General features: G+C 62.6%; 16 protein-coding genes. 7 read left to right on the forward strand and 9 right to left on the reverse strand.

From position 1 onward, the window contains the following. Nucleotides 1-121: 121 nt before the first annotated feature. From MMAR10_RS01730 to typA, 3 genes are all read left to right on the forward strand, one after another. A complete protein-coding gene (locus MMAR10_RS01730) occupies nucleotides 122-697 on the forward strand; it encodes a MarR family winged helix-turn-helix transcriptional regulator (RefSeq protein WP_011642277.1) in 576 nt (191 codons plus the stop codon). 73 nt (nucleotides 698-770) lie between these two features. Continuing rightward, complete coding sequence (locus MMAR10_RS01735) at nucleotides 771-2,003, forward strand: cache domain-containing protein (RefSeq protein ID WP_150099682.1); 1,233 nt, start codon at nucleotides 771-773, stop codon at nucleotides 2,001-2,003. A 111-nt stretch (nucleotides 2,004-2,114) separates the two neighbouring features. Beyond that, nucleotides 2,115-3,941: a translational GTPase TypA gene (gene typA, locus MMAR10_RS01740; RefSeq protein ID WP_011642279.1), complete on the forward strand. Its 1,827-nt coding sequence runs from the start codon at nucleotides 2,115-2,117 to the stop codon at nucleotides 3,939-3,941. Nucleotides 3,942-4,118: 177 nt separating this feature from the next. Here the strand turns inward: typA and MMAR10_RS01745 are convergent, their stop codons facing one another. The 8 genes from MMAR10_RS01745 to cysG all read right to left on the reverse strand — a co-directional run bounded on the left by MMAR10_RS01745 (nucleotide 4,119) and on the right by cysG (nucleotide 15,165). Continuing rightward, nucleotides 4,119-7,313 carry a type ISP restriction/modification enzyme gene (locus tag MMAR10_RS01745; RefSeq protein WP_011642280.1) on the reverse strand — a complete coding sequence of 1,065 codons (3,195 nt, stop codon included), beginning with the start codon at nucleotides 7,311-7,313 and terminating at the stop codon, nucleotides 4,119-4,121. Nucleotides 7,314-7,591: 278 nt separating this feature from the next. After that, a complete protein-coding gene (locus tag MMAR10_RS01750) occupies nucleotides 7,592-8,041 on the reverse strand; it encodes a hypothetical protein (protein WP_011642281.1) in 450 nt (149 codons plus the stop codon). 785 nt (nucleotides 8,042-8,826) lie between these two features. After that, the gene (locus tag MMAR10_RS01755; protein WP_011642282.1) at nucleotides 8,827-9,654 is read right to left on the reverse strand and encodes a ferredoxin--NADP reductase; all 828 of its coding nucleotides are present in this window, start codon (nucleotides 9,652-9,654) and stop codon (nucleotides 8,827-8,829) included. A 43-nt stretch (nucleotides 9,655-9,697) separates the two neighbouring features. Next, a complete protein-coding gene (locus tag MMAR10_RS01760; protein WP_011642283.1) occupies nucleotides 9,698-10,720 on the reverse strand; it encodes a cysteine synthase A in 1,023 nt (340 codons plus the stop codon). 26 nt (nucleotides 10,721-10,746) lie between these two features. Next, a complete protein-coding gene (locus MMAR10_RS16620) occupies nucleotides 10,747-11,871 on the reverse strand; it encodes a phosphoadenylyl-sulfate reductase (protein ID WP_011642284.1) in 1,125 nt (374 codons plus the stop codon). Further along, nucleotides 11,858-13,495, reverse strand: a complete 1,638-nt coding sequence (locus MMAR10_RS01770; protein ID WP_011642285.1) for a nitrite/sulfite reductase — start codon at nucleotides 13,493-13,495, stop codon at nucleotides 11,858-11,860. Before MMAR10_RS01770 ends, MMAR10_RS16620 begins: the two co-directional genes overlap by 14 nt. A 3-nt stretch (nucleotides 13,496-13,498) precedes the next feature. Further along, complete coding sequence (locus tag MMAR10_RS01775; RefSeq protein WP_011642286.1) at nucleotides 13,499-13,774, reverse strand: DUF2849 domain-containing protein; 276 nt, start codon at nucleotides 13,772-13,774, stop codon at nucleotides 13,499-13,501. After that, nucleotides 13,771-15,165, reverse strand: coding sequence for a siroheme synthase CysG (cysG, locus tag MMAR10_RS01780; protein ID WP_011642287.1), 1,395 nt, complete (start codon nucleotides 15,163-15,165; stop codon nucleotides 13,771-13,773). Before cysG ends, MMAR10_RS01775 begins: the two co-directional genes overlap by 4 nt. A gap of 116 nt (nucleotides 15,166-15,281) precedes the next feature. Here cysG and gcvA point away from each other — a divergent pair, with 116 nt between their 5' ends. Continuing rightward, entirely contained in the window at nucleotides 15,282-16,217 is a 936-nt protein-coding gene (gene gcvA / locus MMAR10_RS01785; RefSeq protein ID WP_011642288.1) for a transcriptional regulator GcvA, read from the forward strand. Between the two features lie 230 nt (nucleotides 16,218-16,447). On the opposite strand, the gene MMAR10_RS01790 is transcribed toward gcvA, so the two are convergent. Then, nucleotides 16,448-17,077 (reverse strand): hypothetical protein, encoded by a 630-nt coding sequence (locus MMAR10_RS01790; protein ID WP_041636686.1) that lies wholly within the window; start codon nucleotides 17,075-17,077, stop codon nucleotides 16,448-16,450. Between the two features lie 389 nt (nucleotides 17,078-17,466). On the opposite strand from MMAR10_RS01790, the gene MMAR10_RS01795 reads away from it, so the two are divergent. From MMAR10_RS01795 to MMAR10_RS01805, 3 genes are read left to right on the forward strand one after another with little or no spacing between them, the layout of a single operon-like run. Further along, nucleotides 17,467-19,263, forward strand: coding sequence for an FAD-dependent oxidoreductase (locus tag MMAR10_RS01795; RefSeq protein ID WP_011642290.1), 1,797 nt, complete (start codon nucleotides 17,467-17,469; stop codon nucleotides 19,261-19,263). Then, nucleotides 19,260-21,095: a 2-oxoacid:acceptor oxidoreductase subunit alpha gene (locus tag MMAR10_RS01800; RefSeq protein WP_011642291.1), complete on the forward strand. Its 1,836-nt coding sequence runs from the start codon at nucleotides 19,260-19,262 to the stop codon at nucleotides 21,093-21,095. The genes MMAR10_RS01795 and MMAR10_RS01800 overlap by 4 nt, the downstream gene beginning before the upstream one ends. Then, complete coding sequence (locus MMAR10_RS01805; RefSeq protein WP_011642292.1) at nucleotides 21,092-22,144, forward strand: 2-oxoacid:ferredoxin oxidoreductase subunit beta; 1,053 nt, start codon at nucleotides 21,092-21,094, stop codon at nucleotides 22,142-22,144. The genes MMAR10_RS01800 and MMAR10_RS01805 overlap by 4 nt, the downstream gene beginning before the upstream one ends.

Genomic DNA, 22,144 nt, shown 5'->3' on the forward strand with positions numbered 1-22,144 from the left:
TGAGGGGACGCCAGCGTGACGCGACCGGCGTCAAAGCGGCGGCGTGCCGTTGTCGATTGACCCCTTGATTACCTTGGTTGTTGCTATTGCGTCAAGTTGTGATTGCAACTATTATGGCTTCATGAGCTCGACCAAATCGCAATCCCGCCGCCAGCCAGCCGGCGATCTCCCGCTGCCGGACGCAAGGTCGACGGCAGACCCGCTGGGTGTTGAAGAAAGCGTTGCAAGCCTGCCTCTTGACGGTGGGCTTGAGGCGATCCGGCTGAACGACTACTGGCCCTATCAGGTCACGGTCCTGGCCGACCGGATTGCCCGTCTGACATCGGCCATCGTCAAGCGCGAGGCAGGCCTCAACCTGTCGCAATGGCGTGTCCTGGCAGCGATCGCCGAGGCGCCGGGTCGGACAGCCGTCGAGGTCGTCAACGTCACGCCGATGGACAAGGGCATTGTTTCGCGGGCCACCAAGGCCCTGCTGGAGGCAGGCCTGGTCGTGCGGCGGGCCTCCCAGGCTGATGGTCGGGTCAGCCATCTTTACCTCACCACCAAGGGTAAGGGCGTGTATGCGCATTTGCGCCAGGCGGTGGAAGCAGTTCCCCTCGCCGGCAACCGGATGATGGACGCGGGCGAGCAGGGAGCGTTCTGCTCTCTGGTCAAGCGACTGGCCAATTCCATCCCCGAAGCTGATCGATTGGGCTGAGACCCTCTCATCAAATATCACCCGACAATTGGCCTTCCCGGTGTATAGGGAGCGCTCGACAAAGGACCCCGACGTGCGTCAGGCAATCATCATACTCGTCCATGTCCTGCTTTCGGCGATGTTCGCGGGGATATCGGGGCTGGCCGCGCATAATATCCTGATGTCGTCGCTGTCGACGGCGCGGGCCGAGATGCTGCAATCCTATATCCGCGTCCGGGCTGATCGCGAGCAGACACTGTTTGATGAGGCCAGGGTGCTGACCGAGGCCGCCGAGCAGGCCTTCCTGCGTCGCCATGCCCTGATCGACGCAGAGGAAATCACCGACGATTTCGACGCCCTTTTCCCGCCCTTTGGTGATGGCACACGTCGCAGCCATCCCGACCTGTTCAACGGCCGCGTTCTGCCCGGTGCCGACTATGTTTTCGGGATCGGGGCTTTCATGGGCGACGGCGTCCTGATGACCCCCGAGGAGCAGCGCCGCTACATGGCCGGCTTCAATGTGGTGCGTACTTTCGGCGAGTCTCATCTGGGCGAGTTTTCCAGTCTTTACTATTTCACGCCCGACCGGCGCGTCGTTATCTTCGCCCCGGATCGCGAGGACGGGCTCGCCTTCTATCGCTATGAAGCGCCCGCCGACTTCAATCTTCAGGCCGACGAAGACCCGCAGCTGTTCAGCCAGGATACCAATCCCGACAGCGCCATGCAGTGCACCCGCCTGTCGCGTTTTGTCTATTCCGATGGTGGTGAGCGTTCGGCCACGGCCTGTCGCAAGCCGATCCGGGTCGATGGCGAATTGATGGGCGCCTTCGGCACCTCGATCGACATGACCGAACACCTGGCCTCCTCGCTCGAGGCGCCACCGGCAGGCGGGGTCAACCTGGTGTTCGATCGCGATGGCAATGTGATAGCCCGTGGCCAGACCTTGCAACAGGCCCGGGCCTTCGGGATCAGCCCGGTCGAGATCATGGACCTGCTGCGGGACGACCCACGTCCGCGGGGCGTGGTCGGAACGCCTCGCAGTGAGTTCCTGGTCGCCTTCAGCCGGATTGCCGGGCCGGAATGGTATTTCGTCTCTGTCAGCCATTTGGCCGAGATCAAGGTCACGGCGACCCGCTGGGGTTGGCGTCTGTTCTACTTCATCTTTGTGCTGTCGCTGGTGACCTCCGGCATTCGCGGATTGTTGCGGCGCTCCGAGCTGATCCGGGTTTTCCTCGACCCGCCGGCCAGGGCTTCGCAAGCCCGCCGCTATGTCCCGACATCGACACCGCCGCCTGGCGACCCGTCCGGGCCGCCGGCCGATAACTGACAGGGCCGGACGGACATCTTCGACTTTCACGGCCACCGCACGGAATAAGCACTGGCCAGCCCCGCCCTCACAGCGTATGAGGGCGCGCCTTTTCACGACAGGAATGACATCATGAGCGCGTCCCTCGACAAGCTGCGCAATATCGCCATCGTGGCGCACGTTGACCACGGCAAGACCACGCTGGTCGACCAGCTGCTGCAACAGTCCGGTACGCTGGGCGAGCGGGCCAATGTGTCCGAGCGGATGATGGATTCCAACGATCTGGAAAAAGAGCGCGGGATCACGATCCTGGCCAAGAATACCGCCGTCACCTGGAATGACTGGAACATCAACATCGTCGACACCCCCGGCCACGCCGATTTCGGCGGTGAGGTCGAGCGCGTCCTGTCGATGGTGGATGGTGTCCTCCTTCTGGTTGATGCGGTTGACGGCCCGATGCCGCAGACCTCGTTCGTGACCAAGAAAGCGCTGGCCCGCGGTCTCAAGCCGATCGTCGTGATCAACAAGGCCGACCGTCCTTCCGCCCGTCCTGACTGGGTTGTCGACCAGACGTTTGACCTGTTCGACCGTCTCGGCGCCAATGAGGAACAGCTCGACTTCCCGGTCGTCTATGCCTCCGCCCTGCAGGGCTGGGCCGCCAATGAGGCGGGCGTGATCGGCACCGACATGAAGCCGTTGTTCGAGATGATCACCGCCCACACGCCGCGCCCCGACGTGGATCTGGACGGCCCGCTGCAACTGCAGGTCTCGGCGCTGGATTACTCCTCCTTCACCGGCGTGATCGGCATTGGCCGCGTCGCCCGTGGCCGGGTCGCCCGCAACCAGCCTGTCACCGTGGCCAAGGCCGATGGCCGCCAGGTCCGGGGCAAGGTCCAGCAGATCTTCGGTTTCCACGGTCTCGAGCGGATCGAGCTGGAAAGCGCCCAGGCTGGCGACATCATCACCTTTACCGGCATCGACAATCTGAAAATCTCCGACACGCTGTGCGACCCCGACAATGTCGAGGCCCTGCCGCTCCTGTCCGTTGACGAGCCGACCCTGTCGATGACCTTCCAGGTCAATGACAGCCCGTTCGCCGGTCGCGAAGGCAAGTTCGTGACCTCGCGCAATCTCAAGGAACGTCTTGAGCGCGAGCTGATCCACAATGTGGCGCTGAAGGTCGAGCAGCAGGACAATCCGGACAAGTTCACCGTCTCCGGACGCGGCGAGCTGCACCTGTCCATCCTGATCGAGACCATGCGCCGCGAAGGCTTCGAACTGGCCGTCGGTCGTCCGCGCGTGGTCATCAAGGAGATCGATGGCGAGCAGTGCGAACCCTATGAGAGCCTGACTGTCGACCTCGAGGAAGATCACCAGGGCGGCGTCATGGAGAAGCTCGGCCAGCGCAAGGCCGAGATGAAGAACATGGTGCCGGACGGGCATGGCCGGGTCCGCATCGACTATGTCATCCCGACCCGTGGCCTGATCGGTTTCCGCTCGGAATTCCTGACCCTGACCTCGGGCACCGGCCTGATGTTCCACACTTTCGATCACTACGCCCCCAAGACCGGCGGCGAGATCGGCCAGCGTCACCACGGCGCCATGGTCTCGATGATCGACGGCAAGGTGCTGGGCTTTGCCCTGTTCAACCTGCAGGAGCGCGGCAAGCTCTTCGTCGGCCATGCCGTCGAGGTCTATGAAGGCATGATCATCGGCGTGAATTCGCGCGATGACGACATGATCGTCAATCCGACCAAGGGCAAGAAGCTGACAAACATGCGGGCCTCGGGCACCGACGAGAACATCGTCCTGACCACCCCGATCAAGCTGACCCTGGAATACGCTCTGGAATTCATCAATGACGACGAACTCGTCGAGGTGACCCCCCAGACCATCCGTATCCGCAAGACCTTCCTGAAAGAGCACGAACGCAAGAAGGCCTCGCGCTCCGCGGGTTAGAGTTCAAACACCTTGTCATCCCCGTTGGATGTCCGGCGAAGGCCGGACGCAAGACGGGGACCTAACTCTTTGCAACATATAGGTCCCTGACTTTCGCCCCGCCTTCGCGGGGCGTCCATCAGGGATGACAATTTGGGGCAGGCCTGTCACCATAAAGGGGGCAGGTGTTGTGCGCCGCTATGAAGGCTCAGGCAGATCGAGCGGGAGCTTGATCTCCTTCATGATGCGGTCGGTTTCGGCGAGGATCTTGATGATCTTCTGGTAGTGACGGATATCGTCAAAGCCGAGCGTGCGGCCCTTGCGGTCCTTCAGCCATTTCTGCGCCGGCTGGTAGCCGCCGATGGGGAAGCCCCAGGCGATTTCGGGTACATTCGTGAAGCGCTGGGACTTGTTGATCCAGACGTCGCCCAGACCGTCTTTGGTAGCCTTGAAATCGGGATGCCTGGCCTCGAGCACCGGATCGCCATCGCCCAGGAAGGGATAGGGCGTCTCGCCCACTGCCGTATCCTCCATCAGATGCAGGCGACGCAGCGCCTCGCCCTTTTCGCGCACCGACCAGAACACGTCCGGCGTGGCGGGCCAGGGAATGCGCGGAAAATCGATCTTCAGGAATTCGGCAAAGGTCTCGCGATAGTCGGGGCTGTGCAGCACGCCGTAGATATAGTCGAAGACGGCGACCTCACCCGGTTCGCCAAACTCTGGATGGGTCGCGAGTTTGCGGAGTTTCGCATGGAGTTTGGGGTCGAAATTGATGCGGCGAGCCTGGTCGAGTTCGTCTTCGGCGGGGTAGAGGTAGAGGGGGGCGATGTATGTACCGTCGTATCGGCTGGCTGATTTATGTGTGGCCATAAATTTGGTAACAAAGACCGAAAACGCGTCCTTTGTAATTCTTGTGAACATCAATCCAATATTGTCATTATAAAAATGACGCATTGTTGGGTATACTGGTCGTGCAAGAAATCCAAGAGACCGATCTGAGTGGTAAGTGTATTTTACATCAAACGGGAAATTTAGAACTGGCTTTATTTTTTCTTTTGTTCCGCAGGCTATAATGTTCTCTTTTGCCCTAGAAAGGCTCCATCCAGCCGTATCATGAATCTCTGGGCGCTTAGCTCTCACTTCGTCAACTGACAAGAGAGCAAGGTCTTGAACCAAGGATTCCACTTTTTCACGGTTCGACGAAAGAACAACACCATCTCGCTTCGTGATGATGCCAATGGCGTGTTGGGGAGCGAATTCTTTCAGATTGAAGCCGGCTTCGAACGTCGTTCGAAGCTCTTGGTTTACTGGCTGAAGGGGGTAATTGGGGCCTTCAGGTCGTATGCTAGCGAAGTTGGGCGAAGCAAGTCCACAACCTGTCAGCGCCTCATATTTGTCTGCCCGCGCGCCCCACAGATCGCCTTGCATCACCTCGGCCAGCCCGCCGCCGCCCTTGCCTGTCTTGACCGCGATGATGATGGCGACACCTTGCTGGATATCGAAGACATTCTTGTCCGGTCTGCCGTCGGGGCTGACCTCTTTCTTTTTGGCATTGCCGTGCAGGTCGAGAATCCAGATCCTGTCGAAATCCTTCATCAGGCGCCAGCGCATGCCCCGGAAGGTGGGATTGTCGAGATAGCCGTGATTGGTGATGAAGCCGAGCACGCCTTCGCCATTCTTCTCGATCAGGTGCGAGGACATGCGGATGAATTTCACATAGAGGTCATTGATCCATTTGGGATTGCGCTCCTTGAGCTTTTCAATCCCGCCCGGCTCCTTCTTGTAATCATCCATCAGCTGACCGAGCCAGCCTTCGGACACACCGCCTTCGCCCAAGTAAGGCGGATTGCCGATCACGCACATGATGGGCATGTCGCGCTTGATCGTGTTGGCGCCCTTGGCCTCCCTGGACAGCCATTGGGCGAAGGGCAGGGTCTGGTCGGCGGGTTCGCCTTCTTCCAGCGAATTGGTCAGATAGACCGAGAGGCGCGGGGGCGTCCCGGTCGGTTTGTAGCCCAGCTTGGTGAGGATCATGTCGAGCTTCATGTGGCACATGGCATAGCTCGCCATCAGGAGCTCGAATCCGTGCAGGCGCGGGATCAGGTCGTCCTCGATATATTTTGACCACATGCCCGGGGCGATGTCCTGGATGCGCGGGGCAATCTGCTTGATCACCTCGGCCAGGAAGGTGCCGGTCCCGGTTGCCGGGTCGAGGATCTGGACGCGGTGGACCTCGCGCGTCTCTTTCGCGGTCTCGCCGGATTTGCGGATTCGTTTGCCGTCCTTGGTCATCGCTTTCTGGCCGGTATCCCAGTCAATTTTGATCTTGGAGGTGTCCGCCAGCCCGTCCGCGAGGCCGAATTCGGTTTTCAGCACCTCGTCCACGGCGCGGACGATGAAATTCACCACCGGCTCCGGCGTGTACCAGACCCCCTTCGCCTTGCGCTTGGCGGGATTATAGGCGGCGAGGAAGGTTTCATAGAAGTGCAGGAACGGGTCTTGCTGGCCGGTCAGCTTGCCGAAGTCCGCCATGATCGACTTGAGGTCGCAGGCGAGGAAGATTTTCGCCAGTTCGTCGATGACCCAGGCGATGCGGTCATCCAGGTCCGGTCCGGCGATATAGCTGAACAGGCTGCGCAGGAAGGGGTTGGACTTCGGCAGCAATTCCAGCGCCTCGGTTCGGGAGAATGTGTCCAGCGTGTCATCGTGGAGGCGGGCCGCAAACAGGCCGTAGGCAATGGTCTCCGCATAAAGATCGGCGAAGTCGGCGGGCTGGATGTCGTGGATCAGGTGCTCCCTGAAGGCCTCATACTGCTCGACCAGCGGCGTGTCGGCCTTGTCCTTGCGGTCAGCCAGGAGGGCCCGGCCCATGACGTCCTTGATGAGGGCCGCCTTGCCGGCCATCATTTCCGCCAGCTTTTTCGACGAATGGATGGTGCGCGGGCGCTCGGTGAAGAAGTCCCGCAACAGGTGTTCGAGTTCGGCAAAGACCTCTTCACGCGGCTGCAGGTCGCCCAACAGGGCGTCGCCGATATTGACCAGCGCCCGACGCTCGCCTTCGAAGATGAACTCGAACTCCAGCCCGTTGGTGTAGAGCAGGTTGGGGAAGGCCTTGGTGTAGCGCTTCTTCTGTTCGATGGAATATCCCTTGAGCGTGGTCAGGCCGAGGCCGATATCCTTGGCCTCGCAATGCCCGACCGGGACGCCATCGCGCAGGAAGCTGAAGTCAGGGGCACCGACTTCCGTCCGGCGCGGCTCGTTGACGGCAGCGAGATCGTCTGGTGAGAGGGCGTCGAACAGCGTCTTCAAGGCCGGGCGGTAGCTGTGCTCGCTGGCTTCTCCGGTCTTGAAGACCGCCCGAATGTCATCAAAGAAGTCCTGCACCACTGACATCGGTTTCCCCTCAAGATTGTGTTTCACAAGGCCTAAGCTGACGCGATCTGTCTGCCAAGTCCTGCCTTTGACGAAGCGGCGCCTCTTTCGATGACAGACGCATGGCCGGGCGGGGTTTCAAACACCTTGTCATCCCCGTTGGATGTCCGGCGAAGGCCGGACGCAGGACGGGGACCCATGTGGTTGCGACCAGCTAGGTCCCTGACTTTCGCCCCGCCTTTGCGGGGCGTCCATCAGGGATGACAAATTGGGGCAGGCCCGGCTCTCGCGCTCCTCCCTCACATCGTCACATAAAGACTCCGCTTGCCGGCCTTTGCCTGTTTCTTCGCCTGCTTGAGCAGGTCGTGATATTCGTCGGGATCGCGCGTATAGGAACCCGGTTCGAGACCTTCCCCGAATTCACCGTCCAGCATGCGGGCAATGTCGCGCAGGGTCTGCACCATGTCGTGGCGGACATTGGACTCGTCATCGCGGAAATATTCGTTCAGCTCGCCCAATGCATCGGCCAGCCAGCTGGACTTGAGGCGGTCCAGCAGGATTTCGGCTGAGGCGATGGCGGCCTTGCTGTCGCCCTTGGCGAGTTGCTGCTGCATGGCGTCGTGAATGCCTTTCAGGGCAAGGCATTCATAATGCACGCAATCGCCGATCAGCGCGCCTTGCGTGGTGGTCAGGTCGGGGTTTTTCGGGGTGATCGGCGCTTGCGGGTCGATCGGGCGGGTACGGGACATGGCGGTCTCCAATCTCTGGCAGGGTTTCAAACAGGGTGAGGGGTCCGCACGCTTTCGCGCCGGAGAGTTGGGAGGGAGCGGGATGTCGGCCGGAGCCGATAAAGCGCTGTTTTAATAACGGTAGGCTTCGACAAGCATCCCGCTCGCGGAGGTTTCCCGGACGCTCTCGCCCCCGATTCCAATGCGCCAGGTACTGAGGGTCGGTCGTTTAGTGCCCCTGGACCTGATCGCACGCCCTGCCGGAGCTTTGGAGTGTCACATCCAAGGCGCGGACAGGCTCCGCTCGTTTCCGGGCACAAGTGACTGAGCTCGTGCCTCCCGTCCCGAAAACCGAGCGCAGTGTCCCATGGTGGATAAGGGGGGAGGATAAGTTTCCTGGATTTTATGCTGGGTGGTGCGTTCCCTCTCCCTCGGGAGAGGGTCAGGGTGAGGGGTAAATCACGGTGAAAGCGGGCGTTTCCCCCTCATCCGCCGCTTCGCGGCACCTTCTCCCAAGGGAGAAGGAAAGGGGTGCGCAGCGGGGATAAAGTCACAAAATCTTGTCATCCCAGACATATGCCCGGCCTCGAGCCGGGCGGCGATCCGGGACCCATTATCGCGAAAGCTGGCCGCACCGGGCGTATGGGTCCCGGGTCTTCGCCCTGATCAGGTCAGGGCTGCGCCCGGGATGACACGCGTGTATCGGCGTCGGATATCCCTTGCAAACCAAACCCGTCGGTCCCGGATGGCGCTGCGCGCCTCCGGGAAAAATCAAGAGAGATGGGTGTGAGGAATGACCTCGCCGCCTAGGTCGCCACAAACGCCTTCTCGACGACAAAGTCCGCCGGTGCTGCATTCGAGCCTTCGACGAAATTGCGGTCGAGGCAGATCTGTTTGACGTCCCGCAAGAGGCCCTCAGATCCGCAGATCATCACCCGGTCTGATTCCGGGTCGAGGGGCGGAACGCCCAGGCGTTCGAACAGTTCGCCGCTTTCGATCATGTCGGTGACGCGCCCCTTGATCGGGCCCTCTTCGCGGGTGACCGAGGCGAAATGGACCAGTTTCTCCCGGGCGAATTCGCCGATCAGCTCGTCATCCTTCACGGCGGCAACGAGCTCATTGCCATAGGTCAGCTCGGCGGCTTCGCGGCAGGTATGAGTGAGGATGACCTGGTCGAATTTCTCATAGGTCTCCGGATCGCGGATCAGGCTGGCAAAGGGCGCAATGCCGGTGCCGGTCGAGATCATGTAGAGACGCTTGCCGGGCTTGAGCGCATCGAGCACCAGCGTGCCGGTCGGCTTGCGGCCGAGGAGGACTTCATCGCCTTGCTTGATGTGCTGGAGGCGCGAAGTCAAAGGCCCGTCGGGTACCTTGATCGAGTAAAAATCGAGGGCCTCATCCCAGAACGGGCTGGCCAGCGAATAGGCGCGCAGCAGCGGTTTGCCGTCTTCCTTGGGCAGGCCGATCATGATGAATTCGCCGGAACGGAAGCGGAAGGCATCCGGACGGGTGATCCGGAAATGGAAGAGCCGGTCGGTGTAATGGGTCACCGACAATACCGTCTCGACCGTGAACGGGCCGGGCTTGGCGGAAACGGCATTTTTCTTGGCAGGCGCTGTCGCGGTCATCGTCATGGTCTCGTACTCGGTTTCGGGTGGGGTCTGTCGGTTTGAAGCGTCAGGCCGTCACGCGCGGCGTTTCGGTATCGGCCCAGGGCGGAACAGGCAAGCCCCGCGAGGACAGGAAGTCCGGGTTGAACAGCTTGCCGGCATAGCGCGCACCGCTGTCACACAACATGGTGACGATGGTCTTGCCGGGACCCAGATCGCGAGCCAGGCGCATGGCGCCGGCGATATTGATGCCGGCTGAGCCACCCAGGGACAGGCCCTCGGTTTTCACGAGATCAAACAGGATGGGCAGCATTTCGGCGTCTTCGATGCGGTAGACATGGGAGACCTCGAGGCCTTCCAGATTACCGGTGATGCGGTTGACGCCAATGCCTTCGGTGATCGATGAGCCTTCGCCCTTCAGCTCGCCCTTGGTGTAGTAGTTATAGAGGGCGGCGCCCGCCGGGTCGGCGGCTCCGATGGCGATGTCCGGCTTGTGGGCGCGCAGGGCGTCGGCGACACCGGCCAGCGTGCCACCCGAACCGACCGCACAGATGAAACCGTCGATATCACCGCCGGTCTGCTGCCAGATTTCCGGGCCGGTGGTCAGCGCATGGGCGCGCTTGTTGGCGAGATTGTCGAACTGGTTGGCCCAGATCGCGCCCTTGGGCTGGCTCTCATTGAGCTCTTCGGCGAGGCGGCGCGAATAATGGACGAAGTGGTTGGGGCTGGAGAAGGGCGCCGCGTCGACCTCGATCAGGCGGGCACCAAAGGAGCGGATCGCCGCCTTCTTCTCTTCCGACTGGGTGCGCGGCATGACGATGATGACGTCATAGCCCAGCGCGCCGCCGACCAGGGCGAGGCCGATACCGGTATTGCCGGCTGTACCCTCGACGATGGTGCCACCGGGTTTCAGGGATCCGTCAGCTTCCGCTTCGCGCACGATATTGAGCGCGGCGCGGTCTTTCACCGAACCGCCCGGATTGAGGAATTCGGCCTTGCCGAGGATTTCGCATCCCGTCGCGTCGGACGGACCGTCCAGCCGGATCAGCGGCGTATGGCCAATCAGGTCGAGCACATGTTGGGCAGACACTGGCAGTGTCCTTTCGTGAGTTCTTGTTATTCCGCAGCGACGTGTTCGGCCGCATTCTGGGCCGGAGAATGAATGCCGCACTCGGTCTTGGACTGGCCAATCCAGCGGCCCGAGCGGATGTCGCCATTGCCCTGGACCGGCGCGGTACAGGTCCAGCAACCGATCGAGGCATACCCCATATCGGTCAGCGGGTGTCGCGGCAAATCGAAGCGCTGGAAATAACCCTCGATCGCGGCGGCATCCCAATTGGCGAGCGGATTGACCCGGATGCGGCCATTGATGCGCTCGACGACGGGCAGCGCCATGCGACCGCCGCCATGGAAGCGTTTGCGCCCGGTGATCAGGGCGTCATAGTCGCCGATGATCCCGTCCAGCGGCCGTACCTTGCGCAAGGTACAGCAGGCGTCGGGATCCCGGCGCCACAGACGCTCGTCGTTGTCTTCCTCGGCCACCGCGTCGGCATCCGGCGTCAGGAGGCGGAGATTGGTCAGTCCGAGCTGATCAGTGAGCTGACGCTGGTATTGTTCGGTCTGGGCAAACAGGCGGCCGGTATCGAGAAAAATGACGGGGGTCGCCGGATCGATCTGCGCGATCATGTGCAGGCCGACGGCCGCCTCCGCCCCGAAGGACGACATGATGGCGATCTTGCCGACCCATTTGTTCTCGATGGCGTCGCGCAGAATCTCCTGCGGGGTCATGTCGCGATAGCGGGCATTCAGCGCGGCGAGATCGTCCTCGGGTCGTTTGTGGCGATGGCGGAAGAGCGGTGTGACATTGCCCCGGCCCGGCTGGTAGGCATGGGCGAAGCGGGTGCGGGCACGGGCCCAGTCGGCTTCCAGCCCCTTGCGATCGGGATCGACATCGTCGAAGCCGACGCGGATCAGGTGCTGGGCCTGGTCGGGGATGAGGTCGCCGACCGCGCGCAGCTTGCCGGCATAGCCGGCCCGTTCGCGCAGCTGGGTCGCCAGGGAAAAGCCCCGGCCGTCATTGAATTTGGGAAAGCGGATGTCGACGCGGACAGCGCCGACGATCTCGGTACTGGCTTCGCGCCAGTCGGCATCGCCGTCCAGCTCCACGATCCGTCCGCCACCGGCGGCCAGTTGGGCGTCGATAATGGGGCGGGTGTCGTCTTTGCGATCAAGCGTCAGCATAAATGGCCTCCTTGAAGGCGTCGGATCCGACACGGCGCAGCGTGTCGATGAAGCGCTCGTCTGAGGCGCGGATGTCGAGATAGGTTTCCAGCAGGCGGGCAATGGCGGCGGGCACGTCCTCGCCAGCGAGGCCCTTGCCGATGATCGAGCCGATGGCAGCATCGGCCCCGAAGGCCCCGCCCAGCGTGATCTGGTAGAATTCCTCGCCGCGCTTGTCGACGCCGAGCACGCCGATATGGGCGACATGGTGGTGTCCGCAGGCATTGATGCAGCCATCGATCTTGATGGTCACATCACCGGCTTTCTCCGACAGGCCCTTTTCTTCCAGCAGGCTGGAAATCGCCTGGGCGATCGGGATCGAGCGGGCATTGGCCAGGTTGCAATAATCCAGACCCGGGCAGGCGACGATATCGGTGGCAAGGCCGGCATTGGCGACGGCGAGACCGGCCTCGACCAGCCCGTTCCACACCGCTTCCAGATCATCATTGCGGACATGCGGCAGGATCAGGTTCTGGTCCGGCGTGGCGCGGATCTCGTCGAAGCCATAGCGCTCGGCGAGGTCGGCGACGGCGTCCATCTGGGCGTCGGTGATATCGCCCGGCGTGCCGCCGATGGGTTTCAGGGAGATCACCAGCGAAGACAGGCCGTTCACCGCATGGTCACGGCGATTGCGATCGAGCCAGCGGGCGAAGGCGCGGTTTTCCGTCACCGGTACCGGCGCGGGATCGGCCTGTTTCGGCTTGCCGAAAAAGGCGCGGATGCGGGCGATTTCCTCGGCCGGGAGTTTCAGCTCACCATCCCGGATCACGGCCCATTCATCCTCGACCTGACGGCCGTATTCCTCGGCGCCCAGCGCCTCGACCAGGATCTTGATCCGGGCCTTGTAGAGATTGTCGCGGCGGCCGTGCTGATTATACACGCGCAGGCAGGCGGTCAGGTAGGACAACAGGTCCTCCGGCGCCAGGAAGGGATTGATCAGCTGGCCCAGGCGCGGCGTGCGGCCCTGGCCGCCTCCGACCCAGACCTCAAACCCGGTCTTGCCGGCCTCGTTCCGGACGATCTGCAGGCCGATATCATGCACGCGGATCCCGGCACGGTCGGCTTTCGCCCCGTTGACGGCGATCTTGAACTTGCGCGGCAGGAAGGTGAATTCCGGGTGGAAGCTCGACCATTGCCGGACGATCTCGGCCCAGGGGCGACCATCTTCCAGCTCGTCCGCCGCTGCGCCCGCAAACGGGTCGGCGGTGACATTGCGGATGCAATTGCCCGAGGTCTGGATGGCGTGCATTTCGACGGCGGCGAGGCGGTCGAGAATGTCGGGAATGTCGACCAGGGCCGGCCAGTTGTATTGCAGGTTCTGGCGCGTCGTGAAGTGGCCATAGCCGCGGTCATAGTCGCGCGCGATACCGGCCAGGGTCCGCATCTGGGTGCTGTTGAAAGTCCCGTAGGGGATGGCAACCCGCAGCATGTAGGCGTGCAGCTGCAGATAGACGCCATTCATCAGGCGCAGCGGCTTGAACTGGTCCTCGGTCAGACGACCATCGAGGCGGCGCGTCACCTGGTCGCGAAACTCCGCGATCCGGTCGGCCACCATGGCGTGGTCATAGCTGTCATACTTGTACATGGCTCAGGCCGTCGCTTGTGTGTGGGTGGAACCGGTGGTCGGACCGGTCAGGCGGATGCCCTCGCGGCGCCACTTCTGGCCGCCGGGCCGGTCTTCTTCGAGTTCGATCAGATAGGCGCCAACGGCGATGTGGCTTTCATCCGAGGCGATTTCGAGCGTCGCATCGGCCTGGTCCTCGTCGAGACGGGCGGCTTCGGCGAGTTCGGTCGTCCACTGGCCGGTCGCGGTGCGATAGATCACCCGGCCATCGGTGAGGCGGTTGGCGGTGACGGTCTTCATGCGAATTGCTCCTGCCCGGCAGAGGCCCGGGCGCTCGTGAGGGCGGCCCCGGCCACTTCGCCGACAATCATGATGGTGGGCCCGGAAATGGCTTCGCGTTCAACCAGGGCGGCGAGATCACCGAGCGTGCCGAAGACGCGGCGCTCCGTGTCCAGCGTACCGTTCTCGACAAGAGCGACCGGGGTGGCGGGATCGCGTCCGGCCTCAATCATCTTCGCCTGGATATCCGGCGCAGCCCCGACTCCCATGTAGAAGACCGTCGTGGAATTGGGGGCTGACAGGGCCCGGTAGTCCGCGTCCGGCCCGTCCTGCTTGACGACACCAGAGGCAAACGTCACCGACTGGGCATGGTCGCGATGGGTCAGCGGGATGCCGGCCGAGGCGGCGCAGGCGACCGCAGCCGTGATGCCCGGCGTGACCTCGGCCTTGATGCCGGCAGCGCGGACTACGTCCAGCTCTTCGCCGCCGCGGCCGAAGACGAAGGGATCGCCGCCCTTGATGCGGACCACGCGCTGACCCTTGCGGGCCTCGCGGACCAGGATTTCGCCGATCTGCTCCTGCGGTACAGGGTGATGGCCCTTGGTCTTGCCGACATCGATGCGCAGGGCATCACGGCGGGCCAGATCCATCACGCCTTGCGAGACGAGGCGGTCATGCACGATCACATCGGCTTCGCGCAGCAGGCGGGCGGCCTTGAGGGTGAGGAGGTCGGGATCACCGGGACCGGCGCCGACCAGGTGGACAATGCCGGCCCTGGCGGACGTCTCGCCATTCAGTTCGCGCAGCATTTCGCGGCGGGCGCCGGCCTTGTCGCCGCTGAGGGCGAGGTCGCGGGCCTTGCCGCGCAGGGCGCGTTCCCAGAAGGCGCGGCGGTCGTCGAACTTGCCCAGCACGGATTTCACCGTGCCGCGCAGCCCGCGGGCGAGATCGGCGATATCACCGATCCGGGCCGGCAGGATCTGTTCGATTGCGGCGCGGATATCAACCGAGAGGACCGGGGCAGCGCCGCCGGACGCGATCGAGACGACAATGCCGTCGCGGTCGACAATGGCCGGGGTCTGGAAATCCGAGGCGGCCGGGCTGTCGACGATATTGACCAGCGCGCCCTGGCTGCGACCCCAACGGGCCAACTTGGCCAGCGCGCGGTCTTCGCCGCCGGCCAGGAAAATCAATGTCGCGCCACGAAAGTCCCGCCGCGTCGGCACACGGCGGATGATCTTCGCATACTGGGCAATATCCGAAGCAACAGGATCATGGGTCTCGCCGGTGAACCAAAGCAACCGGGCTGGGGAAGACGCGAACAGGCGTGCCTTTGGCTCGGCCATCGGGCCTTGCCCGACAACGATCACCGTCTGTCCATCTAGGGGAATGGAGGCAGGAAATACACGCATGCTCACTCGTCCGATCCTGCGCCTTCGTGGCGCGACGAGTTCAATATTTCTATTCGGTACAGTGATTTCAAACGACGATTATTGGCTTTTGACGTTAGAAAAACTAATGTGGCGCCATGGTTCAGACATCCCGCCTCCCGCCACTCAATGCCCTGCGCGCCTTCGAGGCCGCCGCGAGGCTTGAGAGTTTCGCCCGTGCCGCCGACGAGCTGGCGGTCACACCGGGCGCGATCAGCCAGCAGATCCGGCAATTGGAAGAGCATGTCGGCACGCCGCTGTTTGTCCGCCAGGGCCGCGGATTGATCCTGACCGAGGCTGGCCGCGCTGCAGCCGGCATCACGTCGGAAGCTTTCGAGACCCTGGAACGCGCCGTCTCCCTGATGCGCCAGCCCGTCCATCGGCGCGCGCTGACCGTCTCGGTCGCGCCCTCCTTTGCCGGCAAGTGGCTGGCGCCGCGCCTGTTCCGCTTCCAGGAGGAAGTGCCCGGCGTCGAGGTCTGGATCGCCGCGACCTCGGAGCGGGTTGATCTGGCTGCCGGCGCGGCTGATCTGGGCATCCGCTATGGCCCGGGCGGCGACATGACCTTGAACGAAGAAACCCTGCTGCCCGAAGAAGTCCTGCCGGTCTGCTCGCCCGACCTCTTGCGTGATGGCCCGGCGCTTAACCGCGCCCAGGATCTGCACGGCCAGACCCTGCTGCACGACGCCTCACCGGAGACCGAGGTCGACGGCGCCGACTGGGCCTCCTGGCTCAAGGCGCGCGGGGCGCGAGGTGTTGATGTGTCGGGCGGCGTGCGCTTCAACCAGTCAGCCCTGGTCATTGACGCCGCCGTCGCCGGTCGCGGCGTCGCCCTGGCCAAGCGCGCCCTCGTGCAGAACGACCTCGCCAGTGGCCGCCTCGTCGCCCTCTTCCCCGACGGAACGACCCCGGTCCGCTCCGCCTATCACATCGTCACAGCGCGCAATCGCCCTCTGAGCCCGGATGCGCGGGCCTTCATCGCCTGGCTGAAAGCGGAAGCGCGGGTGCATGAGCATTCGGTGGATGAATTGTAGCGATTATTGAGGGGCGCTTTCGGGCACTCTGATCCATTCATCGCCTGCTGGCTGACAAGCGACCTACGGGTAGTTCCGCGCGCGGCGCCAGCCGTCCAAAACTCATTTTTCCCGGCCGGAGCCCCGCGAAAGCGGGGCGCAGAGCCGGGACCGACGGGCCTGTCCGGTGATGATGAGTTTCCCGTGGGTCCCGGATCGCGCGAATGCGCGTCCGGGAAAAATGGGCGGGTTTATCCGGTGGCAATGCACACCGGCACATAACCCGCGGCAATCGCCTTCACCGTCGGCTCAGGCGTCAGCACCTCCACCCGCTCCGGCAAAGCGTCCGGTCCCGCTGAATAGCCCTCGAACGACCAGGCCAAGACCTTGCCCTGCCAACGCACCAGCGGCCCCCCGGCGGGCGCGACCCGAAAGAACACGCCCTCCGGCAGATCTGACAGCATCGCCTCATACGTCACCTGCGCCCGCGACCGCGAGACCACCCGTGCCTTGTGCATCAACCGATCCATGTCCGGCGCGCGGTGCGGCAGGTCGGGATGGGCTTTGGCGAAGGCATCCCGAAACCGGTTGAAATCCTCGCGGCGGCATTCGCCGCAGGGGCGGTGTCCCGCGGCGAGGGCGACGGCTTCGTCGGTGAAGAAGAGCTCGGTGTAATTGCCCGGTTTCATCAGGTCGCGGCGGCGCGCCTTGAAGGCGAGCGTGCAGGTGACCCAGGCCTGGTGTTTCCAGCGTGCGGTGCCGAGTTGCTGGCGCTCATCATGCAGGATGCCGCGATTGCCCATCAGCGTGCCGCGGGCGGCGTGGGCGCAGATCTCGCCGGTTGGCGTGACGCGATTTTGCAGGGGTGAGGGGCGTGTCATGGGTCGAGGGTGGCGTGGGCGGCGGCGCGGGGCAATCCGCTTCTTGTGCCCCACATTTGTCATCCCCGCCGGATGTCCCGCGCAGGCGGGACGAAGAGCGGGGACCTAACGGGTTGCTACCAGTTAGGTCCCTGACTTGCGCCCGGCTTTCGCCGGGCTTCCATCAGGGATGACAACGAAGGGAGCCGGTTGGCCGCCACGCGTCCCCGTTACCGCGATCATTCTGCAATTCACTCGCACTAACAAACAAAGGCGTGCGCAATCGGTCGCTTAAGGGGGAAAAGGCTTGACCCTTGCCGCGTTCACCATGTGAGTATGGGGTCAATTCTGCGGCCCTCGACGGTCGCCGGCCCATTACACAGAGCGGGCGCAAGCCCGGGGTGAGGAGCATGAAGCCGACCGATACGCGCGATCCCGACTATTTTCACAAGGTCGTGGATTGCCAGTGGGCCTGCCCGGCGCATACGCCGGTGCCCGAGTATATCCGTTTGATTGCGCAAGGTGAGTTCACCGAAGCCTATCTCGTCAATCGCCGTTCCAATGTCTTTCCGGGCATTCTCGGCCGGGTCTGTGACCGACCCTGCGAACCGGCCTGCCGGCGCGGCCGGGTCGAGGTGGAGCCGGTTGCGATCTGTCGTCTCAAGCGGGTCGCCGCCGACCATCGCGACGAGGTCAAGCATCTCGTGCCGCAAAAGCCGGCGAGTACGAATGGCAAGAAGATCGCCCTGATCGGCGCCGGTCCGGCGTCCTTGACGGTGGCCAATGATCTCGCCCCGCTGGGCTATGAGTGCACGATCTTCGAGGCCCATCACCGTCCCGGCGGACTGATGATCGCCAATATTCCGTCCTTCCGCCTGCCCGAAGAAGTGCTGGACGAGGAGATCGGCTATATCCTCGACCAGGGCGTCGAGCTGAAGACCGGCCACCGTATCGAGAGCCTCAAGGCCCTCTCCGAGAGCGGCTATGATGCCGTTTTCATCGGGTCCGGTGCGCCCAAGGGCAAGGACCTCAAGATTGAGGGCCGCGAAGAGGCCGACGCCAATATCCATATCGGTATCGACTGGCTGGAAAGCGTTGCCTTCGAGCATGTCGACAAGATCGGCAAGCAGGTCCTGATCATCGGCGTCGGCAATACGGCCATGGATTGTTGCCGTACCTCGCTGCGTCTTGGCGCCGACGATGTGAAGGTAATGGCCCGCAAGCCGCGGCAATTCTTCAAGGCTTCGCCGTGGGAGCTGGAAGATGCCGAGGACGAGAATGTCGACATCCTGGTCAATCACTCGCCCAAGCGTTTCGTGGTCGAGAACGGCAAGCTGACCGGCATGGAGTTCGAGCTGATGGAGTATCAGCTCGATGAGGACGGCAATATTACCGACACCAGGATTGCCGGGACAAAGATCATCCCCTGTACCGACGTGATCCTGGCCATCGGTCAGGAAAACGCCTTCCCCTGGATCGAGCGCGATATCGGGATCGAGTTCGACAAATGGGGTGTGCCGGTCGTCGACGAGACGACTTTCGAGTCGACCAGGAAGGGTGTTTTCTTCGGCGGCGACAGTGCTTTTGGACCCAAGAACATCATCTGGGCAGTCGAGCATGGCCACCAGGCGGCGATCTCGATCCACAAGCATTGCGAGGCGACCGACATGACCGCGCGGCTGCCGCGCGGGGTCAATCTGCAATCCGCCAAGATGGGCGTGAATGAGTGGATGTATTCCAACAGCTATACCGGCGAACACCGTCGGCAAATGCCGTTGGCCGAGCTCAAGGCGCGCCTGTCAAACCGCAAGATGGAAGTCGAGACAGGCTATACCGCCGAGCAGATCGCGACGGAGGTTCAGCGTTGCCTCAACTGTGATGTGCAGACCGTGTTCGAGGCACCCCTGTGCAAGGAATGTGATGCCTGCATGGATATCTGCCCGGTCGACTGCCTGTCGATCGTGCCGCTTGCCGAGGAAGCCGAGCTGCGCCAGTCGCTGCGGGTTCCGGCCAATAACAAGGACCAGGCCCTGTTCGTCTCCGAGCCGCTGAAGGATACCGGCCGGGTGATGATCAAGGACGAAAATCTCTGCCTGCATTGCGGCCTGTGCGCCGAGCGCTGCCCGACCGCAGCATGGGACATGCAGGACGCCGACATCTTCATTCCGCATGTCGACGATGAAACGAAGAAAGTGGCGGCCGAATGAAGGATCTCGTGGACGTTTCCAGCGAAGTGCGGGTCAACGACTTCGTCATCAAGATCGGCAATGTGAACGGCACCGGGTCGGCCTCGGCCAATGGTCTTCTGATGAAGGCGATCTTCCGCATGGGCGTGCCGGTGGTGGGAAAGAATCTCTTCCCCTCCAACATCCAGGGCCTGCCGACCTGGTATGAGATCCGCCTGACCAAGGACAATTATATGGCGCGGTCGGGAACGGCCGAGTTCATCGTCGCCATGAATGCCGAGACCTACAAGCAAGACCTCGCCGAGGTCTCGCCGGGCGGTTTCCTGCTCTACGACTCGACCTGGCCAAGGCCTGACCTGCATGCCCGGCCCGATATCACCGCGATCGGCGTGCCGCTGGCCCGCCTGGTCAATGCGGCCTTCGACAATGCGCGCACCCGCGTGCTGATGAAGAACATGGCCTATGTCGGTGCCGTCGCCGGTCTGACCGGGCTTGATGTCGAAGTGATCCGCGGTCTCGTCACCGAGATGTTCGGCACCAAGGCTCATCTGATCGATGCCAACATGAAGGCGATCGAGCTTGGCCTGTCCTATGTGCGCGAGCATTTTCCCGATCCGCTGCCGCTGCGCATCGAACCGATGGACAAGACCGCCGGTCACATCATGATTGATGGCAATACGGCTGCTGCCCTGGGCTGTGTCTATGCCGGCGCGACCTTCGGTGCCTGGTATCCGATCACACCCTCGACCTCGTTGATGGATGGCTTCAAGGCGTTTTGCGAGAAGTTCCGCGTCGATCCCGATACCGGCGAGAAGAATTTCTGCATCATCCAGGGCGAGGATGAGCTGGCCTCGGTCGGCATGGCCATTGGCGCCGGCTGGAATGGTGCCCGTTCCTTCACCCCGACCTCGGGTCCGGGCATTTCGCTGATGAGTGAATTCATCGGCTTTGCCTATTATGGCGAAGTGCCGGTGGTGTTGTTCGACGTCCAGCGGGCGGGGCCGTCGACCGGTCTGCCGACGCGGACCCAGCAATGCGACATCACCCTGGCGGCCTATGCCAGCCATGGTGATACCAAGCACATCCTGCTCTTCCCGGCCAATCCGAAGGAATGCTTCGAGATGGCGGTGCAGAGCTTTGACATTGCCGAACGCTTCCAGGCGCCGGTCTTCTTCATGACCGATCTCGATATCGGCATGAATGACTGGATGATCCCGGAACTGGAATGGGATGACAGCTACCAGCCCGATCGCGGCAAGGTGCTGACTGCCGACGAGATTGAAAACCTCGAAAAATTCTACCGCTATGAAGACCGTGACGGCGACGCCATCCCCTACCGCACCCTGCCGGGTACACATCCCAAGGGGGCCTATTTCACGCGTGGCTCCGGCCATAACTGGAAAGGCGGCTATACCGAGGACAGTGACGAGTACAAGGAAGTGCTCGACCGTCTGACCACCAAGTGGAAGAACGCCGCCAATGCCGTTCCGGCGCCGGTCATCACGCGCTGCGGCCAGCCGGCCCGCCGGGCCATCATCTCGGTCGGTGGCTGTGACGGCGCGGTGCTGGAAGCGCTGGATCGCTTTGCCGAGAATGGCGTGAACCTGGATTATCTGCGCGTCCGCGGCTTCCCCTTCAATGCCGAGGTCGACCGGTTCATCGAGCAGTATGACGAGGTCTTCGTGGTCGAACAGAACCGGGACGGGCAATTGCGCTCGCTGCTGGTCAACGAGACGGAAGCACCCAAGCACAAGCTGGTCTCCATCCTCGATTATGCCGGCATGGCCGCCAATCCGAAATTCATCATCGAGGGCATTTCCGCCCATCTGGAAGCCCTGGGAGACGTCGCATGACCTCCATGAGCAAACCCTTCATCGACAAGCACCTGCCCAAGAACAAGCTGGGCCTGTCGGTCCGCAATTATGAAGGCGTGATGTCGACCCTGTGCGCCGGTTGCGGCCACGACTCGGTCACCGCCGCCCTGGTCCAGGCCTTCTGGGAGCTGGACCTGGCGCCCGAGAGCGCGGCCAAGGTCTCCGGCATTGGCTGTTCTTCCAAGACGACCGCCTATTTCATGGGCCAGTCGCACGGTATCAATTGCGTGCACGGGCGCATGCCTTCCGTCGCAACGGGCGCCAATGCGGCCAATGGCGATCTCAACTATATCGGCATTTCCGGCGATGGTGACTCGCTGTCGATCGGCTTTGGCCAGTTCGCCCACGCCATCCGACGCAATCTCAACATGCTGTATATCCTCGAGAATAACGGGGTATACGGGCTGACCAAGGGCCAGTTCTCGGCCGCGGCTGACTATGGCTCGAAGTCGAAAAAGGGTCTGGCCAATGACCAGATGCCGATCGACCCCTGCGTTCAGGCGCTGACCTTGGGTGCGGGTTTCGTGGCCCGGGCCTTCTCCGGTGACAAGTCTCAGCTGATCCCGCTGATCAAGGCCGGGCTGAAGCACAAGGGCTTTGCCCTGATCGACGTCATCTCGCCGTGCGTGACCTTCAATGATCATGCCGGCTCCACCAAGTCCTACGCCCATACCTACAAGTATTATCATCCGCTGGTGCACACGGATTTCGTCGCCCATGCCGACGAGGTCACCGGCTCCTATGACGCGGATGGCGCCATGCGGGTGACCATGCAGGATGGCGGCGAGCTTTTCCTGCGCAAGACCGAGAGCGATTACGATCCACGCGACAAGGCCCAGGCGATCGAGACGCTGATGATGAACAAGACCGAGGGCGAAATCCGCACCGGCCTGTTGTATCTCAACAGCGATCTGCCGGACATGCAGGCGGCCAACAAGCTGCCCAAGACCCCGCTCAACCAGGTGCCCTATGAGCGCCTGACCCCGGGTCGGGCCGCCCTCGCCAAGCTTCAGTCGCGCTACCGCTGA

The organism is Maricaulis maris MCS10 (genome assembly GCF_000014745.1).
Lineage (GTDB): Bacteria > Pseudomonadota > Alphaproteobacteria > Caulobacterales > Maricaulaceae > Maricaulis > Maricaulis maris_A.